The sequence below is a fragment of the Mesorhizobium sp. WSM4837 genome (genome assembly GCF_055811435.1).
Map to the genome: position 1 here is coordinate 288936 of NZ_JBVVQE010000001.1, position 10885 is coordinate 299820.

The window sequence follows — 10885 nt, forward strand, 5'->3', positions numbered from 1 at the left end:
TCCCGGCGACGCGCCCGCAGCGATAACGTCAGGATATCAGCCTTAACACCGCCTAATTTGATTGCGCTACAAAGAGGATTTCCAGAGGAGCTGCCTATGACCAATAAGAACTGGAAGCAGCCATCCTTCCTCGCCAACCACAGCATCCTCAGCCATGCGTGCTTGTGGGGTGGTGGAATAGAATGACGAGCAAGCATGCGAAACGCCATCTGTGTCCCGCGACAACTCTGCGTTCGCGAGATTCCAGCTCGATAAACGGTAGCCGGAGAGAGATCGACGGCTCTCCTTTTTATTCACGTAGACCAGGCCAGATCGCTAGCGGCGCAGCTGTGAGACGACGACGGAAAGCCTTGACTGCGCGATCGAAAGTCGCAGTTCCGTCCTCCAACGGGCAAAGAGACATGCGATGACATCGATCGGCGCGAAGATTGTCACCGGCGCAGCTTGGACAGCAGTCGAAACATGGGGGCGGCAAGCAGCCATGTTTGCCGTTTTTGTCGTATTGGCCAGGCACCTCGGACCTGAAGCATTCGGCCTCGCCGCCCTCTCCATGGTTGTACCCGTCATTCTTGCTGTTCCGGTCACGACCGGAATACCGGAGGCACTCATTCAGCATCCTAAAATTGAGTCCTTACACTTTGACTCGGCCTTCTGGCTTCTCGCCGCGAGCGGCGCGGTGATTAGCGGGCTCATCTGGATGTCTGCCGGTTTGATTGCTGCAGCGTTCGGACAGCCCATTCTCGAAGATCTCATCCGCTGGAGCAGCGTGGTCGTCGTAATCCAGGCCCTCTCGTCGGTACCTGCGGCTGTGTTGAAGCGCCAACTCGAGTTCCGCTTGTTCGCGTTGCGTACGCTTGCCGGCACCGTCGTCGGCGGCACACTCGGCATCGTCTTGGCAATAGGCGGTTTCGGCGTATGGAGCATGATTTGGATGCACCTTGCAAAAGCGGCTGTGGAAACCGCTGTCCTGCTCGTTGGCAGTTCTTGGCGACCCCGTCTGACCTTCTCCTATGCAAAGGTTCGTGACCTATTAGGATTTGGTGGCCCGCTTATCGTCCAGACTTTTTGGAGTTTTTTGAATGAGGAAATTCCAAAGGTCCTACTCGGTACGTTCCTCGGCCCCCACGCGGTCGGAGTCTATGCTCTCGCCCGTCGTCCGCTCGACCTTCTGGTGCAAGTATTCCTCAGTCCGCTGATGGCTGTCACTATGCCCACCGTGGCACGGATTCAAGATCAACCCGAAAAGATCGACCGCTTCTTCAACACGACCGTCCGCATCGCCGGGATAGCGGGGTTTCCTGCATTCATCGGATTTGCCGCGATCGCACCGATCGCGGTTCCCTTTATCTTCGGCCCGCAATGGGCCAGCGGGGTCGTCGCTGTCCAGATTCTCATGCTGCTGGGCCTGCAACGCACGGTTGACAGCCTCTGCGCGTTTACGATCCTTGCAATGGGTCACTCCAGGTTGATCCTGAAGTTGAACATAGCCTACTCTGTTGTCGCAACGATGCTGTTGTCCGTCACTGCGCAGATCAGCCTCGAGATGACAATGGTGGCGCTCGTAGCCTGCGGCCTGGTCCTCCTACCAATCTTCCTCTTCTACGCTCAGCGCATCGCGCGTATCGACGTGCTGAGACCCCTTGAGATCTTCCCACGACTGGCTCTCGCCGCCCTCCTGATGTTCGGCGCCGTCAGCGCGTGGCTAAGCAGCGCGCCTGAGCACGCCTCACAGGAGACGCTTCTTATTAGCGCAATTGTCCTTGGAGCCGCTGTCTATTGTACGGCTCTCTTCGTGCTGGTGCGCTCTGACCTGTTCAATGCGCGAGACTTGTTCCTCAGGCTTCGCGGCTAGTTTGGTGTCGGGCGCGACCTGTAGAAGAACCCGGGGAAATAGGAGCCCTTCCAGCCGGCGCCGGTGGCGCCCCCAACCTCTCGGCGGCAAAGCCAATCATCTCGCGCAAGAGATCGGAATCCGGAGTCTTCTCCTCGAGCGCGCGCAAGTTCTGTCGATGACCACCGCAAAGCCGCTCGATCGCAACAGCGCTATCGAGGGCGCGCTCGCGAGCGGCGTCGCTACCGCCGAGCTACACCACCTGTGGGGACGCGACCGTGACCAGTACCTCTTCATCGAAGCAAGCCTCCCGAAACCGGGATGACCGCTGGTCTTTCAAGACTGGAAGGATTGATACGTTGGTCCGCCGCTTCGACCAAAACTATCGCGACAAAGTCGCCTGGTGGCGCGATTACCCATTACCTTGCCTGGGGTGCGGGATCAAACGGTATCACTTTCGTCAACGTCGTTCCCGAGGGCGCGCGGATAAGCGCTCTGGTCGACGTCAACCCGCACAAGCAAGAGCGCTTTGCTCCAGGCACAGGCACAGCTGTGGTTGGGCCGGAGAGTCTACGCGGCCGACCCGTGCGGTCAATCATCGTGACGACCGCTCTATCGAGACGAAGTTGCCCAGGCGGCACACAAGCTTGGTCTCGCGCCCAATATCATCGTTGCCTGAGCCGGCGACCCAGACTTTGCGGCTGACGGCCTGACTTAACCACTCCTTCGACGTCGATCCGTTGCAGGTTGACCGGCCTCAGCCAGCAGTGTCGCGTATAGTCGGTCGAGCGGCGCATAAACTGCGGCCATCTAAGTGGCGTCTTGGGCAGCGCCCGCCAAAGGGACAGCGAGTTAAGGCCGATCAGAAAGCGAGACCGGATGAGCTGCCCGCGCCGGTCCACCGCTGCATAGGTTACGAACCCGCGAAACGCAGCGCCGAACCTCTTCAGCACAGCATCAACCTGCACGTCATAACGCTCGTTGGCGGCGAAACCTTGAAGCGACTTTGTTGTCCCGACGGGCCGCGTGTGTCTCACAACGACATCGTCAACGATGGCGTACCGCAACCAAGGCATGTCAGTCAGGCGGGTCCAAAGAAGGTCTATTCCCGTCTCGTAGCCGAGCCCGAACAATTTCAATGCCGTTTGCAGGCACTTGGCGCTGAACACCGGGCACATCATCTCGACCGTGTTGGTATATCGCAATAAATATCGCTTGCCGATGACAAGCGTCGCTGCGTAGGAGAAATAGCTGTCCCAAGACAGTGCTGGCTGAAACAGATCAAGTTTATAGCGGCGGCCTATGGCGAACAGACGATTCAAGTCCAGCTTCGTCGTCTCGATGTCATCGTCGATCAGTGCAATGAGATCATATCGCGTCACAATTTCAGGGTAGCATTGAAACAAGGCATGATAGCCGGCGATCTTGCGCCCCGGGAGAAATACGCTGAACTCGTCCTGTCCATGGGAGACGCCAGCCTCGTAGGCGGCGACGAGAAGATCGAAGTCGGCGTCGCCCGCCCCCTCAGTCCAGCCGGCATGCAAAGAGCTACGCCCCGCCCGGACGATCACCAGATTTCTCTTGCCCGAGCCCTCCGGCAATTTTCGGAAGGCTGACACTGTTGAGGCCGCGGGCGTGACTTGGCGAAGGTTCATACAAAGCCTCCCGACGGGCGTCGCACCAGATCACTCGTTTCTAGCCAGGCGATCGGTTTGACACGGCATGAATGCGTTTCAGCGCTCCCAGGCCGGCGCCGCGGAGCTTGGTACGAAGCTGCGGAGATATGGCGCCTACAAGTTCCAGGAACAATCTTGCGATAAGCAGCGGATCCAAGATCCACGCAACCAGATGAAGCAGTGTCATGCCCAACGGTGCTGTGCGCCTGTGCCGATAGGCAATTGCGACGAGGTGTTTTAGCCGCCTCGACAATTCAAAGGCATTCGCCGCGGAGTCACCAGGATTTTGCCAAGCCAATCGCTCGGAGCTTGGCAACCGCACCGAGCGCGTCGGATGGTCACGGCTGTACAGTATCGCGTTGGGCGCATGAACAAACGTCCCGAGAAGAGCCATCTCGGCCAGAAGCGCACAATCGGAGCCGTAGTAGGGCTCGTGCAATGTCGTCTTGGCTAAGGATTCCCGACGCCAAAGGCCGAACATCGCAGCATCCCAACCGTGCGCAGCAACCATCAACCGGAAGCGGGATGCGGGCCACGGTCCTTCCATGTCCGGCAGCACCCTTTCGACATAGGAAGTGAGCTGCCCTGTCTCGTCGATTCCCAGCAGGCGCGGGTAGGCAATAACGTGGCGGGCATTCGCGTCAAGCGCACGCACGCAGTCTGTCAAGAAACCACCGCTCAAGAGGTCATCGTGCGCGCACCATTTGAAATATTCGCCTGTGCTCAGCTGGAAAGCTCGATTGAAATTGGCACCGGCGCCCAAATTGCGCGCGTTTCGGACATAACGGACGCGCTTGTCCAGCCTCGCGAATTCCAGACATATATCGGCTGTTCTATCCGTCGAAGCGTTGTCGGTGATGACGAGTTCGAAATCACCGAAGTCCTGCTCGAGGATCGACCGGATCGCTTCGGCGACGAAATTCTCGCCGTTGTAGACCGGCATACCAAGGGACACTTGCGGCGACTTAGGACGTTCCATTTCGGGTTCTTCTTTGACGAGAGAGCGCAATCAGACCGCGACGACTTCCGCTCGAAGGTCCAGCGCAATCAAGGATTGCGTCACTTCATTCAGGTATATCGGGTTCATGACGATGACGAGATCAGGGGGAGCGTCCAACAAGTCGCTTGGCGCGATGACCGGGTGCCCGGTTCCGGGCGTAAACTTGCCTTGCTTGTAGGGGTTGATGTCGACTGCTGCCCAGACTTCGTCTCCAAGCTGCAAGGTCGTCAGGAACGACACTGCCTTGGAGCCGCCGCCCCACAGGACGACCCGCCGGCCGGCGGCGTGCGCGGCGCGAATGCGCTCCTGCCAGCAAGTCTGAGCGGCTCGCACGCGGGCGGGAAAGGTTTCCGCCAAACGGTGCATCACTTCCAGATCGTGCTCGAGCGGTAGTCTCGGCGTCGTCCGGCCGGCTGACGGCCGGGCGTACTGAACGATGTACTGGTTGTCGTAGACGAGCTCCAGATCGGTAACGTCGAAACCTTCCTGGCGAAACAGGCGTGCGTGCGCGCCAGGACTGAAATAGGAGCAATGCTCGTAGTAAATGTCCCAGAACGCGCTCTCCACGAGCACACGTTTTGCATCCGGCGTCTCGAAGACCGCCCAATCCTGGGTCCTCTTGCCGATCATCTTGCGGATCAGCCGCACGAAACTCGACACCGAGCTTACGTGTTCGAGCGTGTGGCGACAGAGGACCGTATCCGCCTGGAGATGCTGGTAGTCCGGTCCGAAAAAATCGACGATGATCTTGACGTCGCCGTACTCGTCATTACGGCCTTTGTCGGCTCGATAAGCTGGATCAATGCCGAGCCCGGTGGCGCCGGCCGTCATGCAAAGTTCGCGGAGAAATTCACCCTTGCCGCAGCCGATCTCTAACACGTGCTTGCCGGCTATCGCACATTTTTGTGCAATCTCGCGTGCAAGTCCCTTCGCGAAATTGTTGAAGGTGCTGGAAAAATGCTGGGATTCCTCGAAGTTGGTGGAGTACCCCATGATCGTCTCGTCAAAGGCCCTGTTGAATATGAACCCGCATGCTTCGCAGAATGCGAGGTCAAGGTCGCGACGAGGAAAGGCATGGGCTTCTTGGGCCGAGTTAAGCAGGACGCAACTATGCACCGGGATGGCTTCGACCCGGTAGATTGACCGGCTGACTGGCGCCGAGCAGCACGGGCACACGGCCAATCGAAGCGTTTTGCGGTTACTTGCCATGTGAAGGTCAAATGAGTTCATTGTAGAATTGGCTCGACAAGTGAACCGGTTATATCGTGCGTCGAGCTCTCGGCTCCGAAGAGTTCATTGTACTCGGTTGCGCGAGCGAGTTGGACAGACTGGGCCAGGCCAAGGGCGTCGAGAATCGCCAGGTCGAATCTTTCCTCGGAGAACCGGGTCGCGTTCATGCGACAGGCGTGCGGCGTAATGGACAGTGCATTTTTCTCGAATAGATCAATGGCCCCAGCTACGGAATCGACGGCCTGACGGTCGAAGAGCACACCTGTCGGATGGGCGCTCTCGCCAAGCGGCCGGACAATGTCGCGCGCACCTCCGCGGCCGAAGGCGATCAATGGAGTACCACACGCTTGGGCCTCGGCAAGCGTTATCCCGAAATCCTCGCATCCAGCGAACACCATCGCACGAGCATTGGCGATTTTTTCGATGTATTCATGCCGCGGCAGATAACCGGTGAAGACTATGTTGGAGCCGGCAAGCGATCGCAGATGCTTGGATTGTACTTCGTCGCCTACAACAACCAGGCGACGCGACGGCGTTTTGCTGAACGCCTCGATTATCAGATCCGTACGCTTATACGGGGCGTGGAACGCGGCCGTGACGTAGTAGTCATCCTTGTTGACCACGAATTTAAGATCCTCGATGGCGACCGGCGGATGGACTACCCGCGCGTCGCGGCCGTAAATCCGTTCGATTCGAGAGCGGACATAATTCGAGTTTGCCAGCATCAGGTCAGGACCATGTGCCGTTCGGGTGTCCCAGGTCCGCAGCCTGTGAAGCATGTAACGAAAGGCTAGACCTTTTGGTCCAAATCCCAGGCCTGCTTGCTGCAAATAGGAGAATTGTTCGTCCCACGCATACCGCACCGGACTGTGCACATAGCACAGGTGTAGTTGGTCTGGGCGAGTCAGAACGCCTCGAGAGAATGCGGCCGAAGAGGAAATTACCGCGTCATAACCCGTGACATCAAATTGTTCGATCATAAACGGACAGAGAAAGAAAAGTGACCTGTAGTACTTTTCCACGAACGGAAGTCGATTCATGCCGGAAACGTGGAAAATTACGCCTGGAAAATACTCTTCCTTGATTTCCTTCGGGAGAAAATCAAAGAGGGTGAAGACCTCGGCTCTTGGAAAAGTCTTGCAGATACGAGCAAGGACCTGCTCCCCTCCCCGAAAGTTGGGGCACCAATCATGCACGACGGCGATGCGGGCGTTGCGGTCTATCGCGGCAAATGGCGTCTTGCTGATGGATCGCAAATGTTTGGCATCACGGCCCACCATAGTGGTTGCTTTCGGCTGTCGCACATGGCGCATGCTTTGCCCCTCACGGAATGTTGGCACTTTTTCCGGAATTCTTGTTGCCCGGATGCTCAGCGACTGTGTGCCGTCCGTCCCGTCCAAACAAGTTGCCTATCGGGTTAAGCGCCGCACCCTCCCGAGGCCGGATGTACTCCAACGAGGTACGTCTACTACTTCGATGGGCCTAAGCAGGCCTCAACGCTAACCTTATGCGCAGGCTGTATCGGCGCGGCCGGCGGATTAGGATCACAGCGCGCTCACTTCGCAAGCAGTGGTCGCACGCCGTATCTGTAATCCATTGCTCGCGAGGAGAGTTGATCGTCGATGAAAGTGGTGGTGATCGTCGCAACGTTTGGTCGCAAGGAACAAGTGGCTCGGCTTCTCGCACAGCTTGAGCGACAGACCCTGCTCCCTGACGCCGTGATACTGTCGGCCCCCGACGCCAGCCATATTCCCGGTAACACGGTTTGCCGGTTTCCCGTATCGCGCGTCGTCGGAAGGACCGGCTTGCCGGCGCAGCGCAACATCGCCCTCGACGTCGCAGGCGACCGTTTCGACATAATCACCTTTTTCGACGACGATTTCATTCCGGCGGACGACTACCTCGAAGGCGTATCGAAGGCGTTCAAGCAGCAGCCCGACTGGGCAGTGATGACGGGACACGTGCTTAAGGACGGCGCGACAACCGCAGGGCTCACATGGGACGAGGGCATCCAGGCGCTTCGCGAGGCCGGCCCTGCGACTGAATCGCGTGGGGTGGATCAACTCAGCGCCTATGGATGCAACATGTCGATCAGGGCCGCATTCATCAACGGCCTGCGCTTCGACGAACGGCTTGCGCTCTATGGCTGGCAGGAAGACGTTGATTTCACCAGCCAGTTGAGAGCCAGAGGGCGGGTCGTCCGTTTGCCGTCGATCCGCGGGGTTCACCTCGGCATCAAGAGCGGTCGCGTAAACGGCATCCGTTTCGGCTATTCCCAAGTGGCGAATCCGATCTACCTCGTCCGCAAAGGCACCGTCCCATCGACTTTCGCACTTAGATTGATGGGCAAAAATCTGCTCGCCAATCTCATGCGCAGCCTCTGGCCGGAATCCTACGTCGACCGGCGAGGGCGTCTGCGCGGCAATCTCCTGGCCCTTTCACATGTGGCAAGGGGCCGGGTGGAGCCCGAGTATATTCTGAAGATCTAGTGCAGAGGTAAGAGATGCTCCAGGAACTGCCCTTTTCAGTCGACAGCGACGCTCGCTCAAATCATCGAGTTCGGCGCCTGGGCCAGTTGTCGGCTCAGCGCAAAGGTTGGCGCATTCTCCACGTCGTGGTGTATGCGGGGATATCCCTGGCCGGCATGTTGGGTGCCTCGGCTGCAAACGACAAAGAGTATGTGCTCGGTCCGCAGGACAAGCTCCGCGTCAAGGTCTACGAATGGCGTGCGTCACGCGACAAGATTTTTGGCTGGGATGCTCTCAACGACGAGTACACGGTCGGTCCCAATGGCTCCGTTTCGCTACCGCTGGTCGGCGAAATCAAGGCCGCCGGACTCACCACCGGTGAGATCGCAAACTCGATCGGCGACAGTCTCATGAAAAGTACCGGCCTTGCCCGAAAACCGAATACGGCGGTGGAAATCGTCCAGTTCCGACCGTTCTATGTTGTCGGCAAGGTGACGCAGTCGGGAGAATTCGCATACCGGCCTGGGCTGACCGTGTTGCAGGCATTGAGCATCGCGGGCGGGTTGCGGACTCGAGAGGACAGGGACGCCAGGTTCGAGCGCGAAGTGATCCAGGGCGAAGGGGATGTGAGCCTGCTCAGACTGAACGAGGCCAGTCTCATCGCTCGCAAGGCACGACTCGAGGCGGAACTCTCGCATGCCAGCGACATTCAGTTTCCGGCCCAATTGACCTCCCGCATTCAAGACGACGTCTTTGCGATGCTCTTGAAGCAGGAGCGCCTGATCTTCCAGGCGCGCAGCGAGGGATTGGACACTCAGGTCAGGGCGCTTCATGGACTGCGCGAGTTCCTCCAGAAGGAACTTGCCTCGCTGGAAGCGCAACTCGTTTTCCTCGACAAGCAAATCGGCTCAATCCAGAAAGAGTTGACAGCGGTTTCGGCGCTTGTCGTCAAAGGCCTTGCGGCGGCCCCGCGCGAGTTTTCTCTAGAGCGGGCCCTTGCCCAGGCGCAGAGCGAGAGGTTGTCGGCGGAAACCAGTCTGCTGCGTGGGCGTCAGGAAATCAGCAAAACTGACATATCAATTCTCGAGCTCCAGGATGGGCGCAAAAATGAGGTAACGATCGACCTGCGTCAAACGCAAGCTGAGCTCGATGCTCTCGAAAGCAAGACAGAGACGGCAAGGCGGCTATTGTACGAGTCCGCGGTTTCTGCCCCGAGCCTTCTTGCCCGCCGAACTGATGCGGAGCTGGCTGCGCCGATCTACACGATTTTCCGGCCGTCGGCGGATGGTGCGACAGTGCAAATCCAAGCTAGCGAAACGAGTGCCGTCGAGCCCGGAGACACGATCAAGGTTGAAATACCACTGGCTGAGGATGAAACGGGCGCGCTGGACCTGACATCGACCGAGCGGCACGAGGCGCCGGGAATAGAACTCAAGGCAGAAACCGCCGGCGAACTGTAGGCGTTCCGTAGCCTCCCGGTGGGTCTTGCTAGAAGGATTAGGTAGAAACGCGCGACTGCTTGATGTAGATCAGGTAACTTCCTTGACCAATACACGCACTATATAGCTCTATCGCCATCGCGCTCTTTGAGAGGAAAAGAGACTTCGCTATGCAAGCAACTGACCTACCGAACGTCTTCTTGACCAACACGTTCGATGAATGGATTCAACAGAAGCCATCCAAGTCTCAGACGGTACGCTTTGCCAACAAGGTTCTCCGAAAACTTGGAATAAATCTCGTCCTCGCACCACCTGTTCGCACGGGCTGGATGACCAGTGTTGAACAGAGAATGGACATGTATCACTTGGCAGGCGCAGCGCTTTTCTACAACGTACCGGGAGACTTCTGTGAATTGGGATGCCACGAAGGCAAGTCAGCCGTGGTATTCCAACGCATACTTCAGCATTACGATCCAAGCAGGAACCTTCACTTGTATGACAGCTTCGAAGGTCTCCCGAACGCCAGTGCCGAAGACGGCCACGCCAACGCTCACAAGGGCGACATGGCCACTACGAAGGATGCGCTCATGGCAAACTTCAAGCGTTTGAATCTTCGGCAGCCTATTCTTCACCAGGGATGGTTCGAAGATACGCTTCCCACACAGTTGCCGGACAAAATTGCATTTGCGCATCTGGATGGTGACCTATACGACTCGGTCAAGGTCAGCTTGGAGTATGTGTATCCTCGCCTATCAAAGGGTGCTGCATGTCTGATAGACGACTACAGTGATCCTGGATTGTTCGACTCAGTCAATCTCTATCCGGGGGTAAAGAAGGCCTGCGACGAGTTCCTTAGCGATAAACCCGAAAAGGTTGCGCTTTTGTATGGTGGATTCGATAGCACTATGGGTTTCGGAGCTCATGGATACTTCCGAAAGCTCTGAGCCTGTCGACCGTGAACAATCCGGGCGCTAAGCGGCGACCGACTTCGACCGAAGTTGAAGCAGGGCGATCAAGAGCGACAAAAAATCCTTCATCCACCTGAGCAGGAGGGAGAAGTTGTAGCCGGCGGCGGCCAGGATGGCGTTGAGGGCGTCGCCCTGCTGGCCGGCGAGGTAGTTGCGGCCCATTCTGTGTTCGCTCTTGATGTGGCCGATGACGGGCTCGACCGCCGACCGCCGCCGCATCTGGCGCTTGATGGCTGGGGTGACGCGGCGCTTCTGGCCGGCGGTGAAGACCCT

11 protein-coding genes are annotated in these 10885 nt (G+C 57.9%); 6 read left to right on the forward strand and 5 right to left on the reverse strand.

What is annotated here, in order from left to right:
• The first annotated feature begins 406 nt into the window (after window positions 1-406).
• From AC0L3D_RS01335 to AC0L3D_RS01345, 3 genes are all read left to right on the forward strand, one after another.
• On the forward strand, window positions 407-1852 hold the full coding sequence (locus AC0L3D_RS01335; protein ID WP_473627447.1) for a lipopolysaccharide biosynthesis protein: 1446 nt from the start codon (window positions 407-409) through the stop codon (window positions 1850-1852).
• A gap of 157 nt (window positions 1853-2009) precedes the next feature.
• Window positions 2010-2156: a hypothetical protein gene (locus AC0L3D_RS01340; protein WP_287061281.1), complete on the forward strand. Its 147-nt coding sequence runs from the start codon at window positions 2010-2012 to the stop codon at window positions 2154-2156.
• Window positions 2153-2536, forward strand: coding sequence for a Rossmann-fold NAD(P)-binding domain-containing protein (locus tag AC0L3D_RS01345; protein ID WP_473627448.1), 384 nt, complete (start codon window positions 2153-2155; stop codon window positions 2534-2536). Before AC0L3D_RS01340 ends, AC0L3D_RS01345 begins: the two co-directional genes overlap by 4 nt.
• On the opposite strand, the gene AC0L3D_RS01350 is transcribed toward AC0L3D_RS01345, so the two are convergent.
• The 4 genes from AC0L3D_RS01350 to AC0L3D_RS01365 form a co-directional block, all read right to left on the reverse strand.
• On the reverse strand, window positions 2497-3486 hold the full coding sequence (locus AC0L3D_RS01350; protein WP_473642758.1) for a hypothetical protein: 990 nt from the start codon (window positions 3484-3486) through the stop codon (window positions 2497-2499). The genes AC0L3D_RS01345 and AC0L3D_RS01350 overlap by 40 nt on opposite strands.
• A gap of 40 nt (window positions 3487-3526) precedes the next feature.
• On the reverse strand, window positions 3527-4486 hold the full coding sequence (locus AC0L3D_RS01355) for a glycosyltransferase family 2 protein (RefSeq protein ID WP_128245261.1): 960 nt from the start codon (window positions 4484-4486) through the stop codon (window positions 3527-3529).
• A gap of 30 nt (window positions 4487-4516) precedes the next feature.
• Window positions 4517-5500 carry a class I SAM-dependent methyltransferase gene (locus AC0L3D_RS01360; RefSeq protein WP_287061285.1) on the reverse strand — a complete coding sequence of 328 codons (984 nt, stop codon included), beginning with the start codon at window positions 5498-5500 and terminating at the stop codon, window positions 4517-4519.
• A gap of 233 nt (window positions 5501-5733) precedes the next feature.
• A complete protein-coding gene (locus tag AC0L3D_RS01365; RefSeq protein WP_473627452.1) occupies window positions 5734-7017 on the reverse strand; it encodes a glycosyltransferase in 1284 nt (427 codons plus the stop codon).
• Window positions 7018-7359: 342 nt separating this feature from the next.
• Between AC0L3D_RS01365 and AC0L3D_RS01370 the strand changes: the two genes are divergently transcribed.
• The 3 genes from AC0L3D_RS01370 (at window position 7360) to AC0L3D_RS01380 (ending at window position 10588) form a co-directional block, all read left to right on the forward strand.
• Window positions 7360-8226, forward strand: a complete 867-nt coding sequence (locus tag AC0L3D_RS01370) for a glycosyltransferase family 2 protein (protein WP_128245259.1) — start codon at window positions 7360-7362, stop codon at window positions 8224-8226.
• Window positions 8227-8381: 155 nt separating this feature from the next.
• Window positions 8382-9665 (forward strand): polysaccharide biosynthesis/export family protein, encoded by a 1284-nt coding sequence (locus AC0L3D_RS01375; protein WP_287050463.1) that lies wholly within the window; start codon window positions 8382-8384, stop codon window positions 9663-9665.
• Between the two features lie 149 nt (window positions 9666-9814).
• Window positions 9815-10588, forward strand: a complete 774-nt coding sequence (locus AC0L3D_RS01380) for a TylF/MycF/NovP-related O-methyltransferase (protein ID WP_473616294.1) — start codon at window positions 9815-9817, stop codon at window positions 10586-10588.
• 27 nt (window positions 10589-10615) lie between these two features.
• On the opposite strand, the gene AC0L3D_RS01385 is transcribed toward AC0L3D_RS01380, so the two are convergent.
• A partial coding sequence (locus tag AC0L3D_RS01385) for a transposase (protein WP_473642760.1) occupies window positions 10616-10885 on the reverse strand: 270 nt, incomplete at its 5' end.